A 260-nucleotide genomic window follows, 5' to 3' on the forward strand; every position below is an offset into this window, starting at 1 on the left:
GCGGCGAATCGGTCGCCTCGGGCGTCGGCAGCCAGGCCTTCGGCTGGCAGGCCAACGCCTCGGGGCGCACCGCCGTTGCAGTGGGTCATCAGGCCAATGCTGCCGGGTTCGAGGCGACGTCGGTCGGCAAGAGCGCGCAGGCGGGCGGCACCAATTCGGCGGCTCTGGGCAGTCGCGCCAATGCAGCCGGCATCAATTCGGTCGCGATCGGCAACGGCGCAGTGACGGCGGACGGCACGACGCCCTCGGGCGCGGCTTCG

General features: G+C 72.7%; 1 pseudogene. It reads left to right on the forward strand.

What is annotated here, in order from left to right:
* Positions 1–260 (forward strand): annotated as a pseudogene (locus AX735_RS16915) (hypothetical protein); the annotation flags it as partial.

This window comes from Blastomonas sp. CCH1-A6, from assembly GCF_001556365.1.
Taxonomy (GTDB): domain Bacteria; phylum Pseudomonadota; class Alphaproteobacteria; order Sphingomonadales; family Sphingomonadaceae; genus Blastomonas; species Blastomonas ursincola.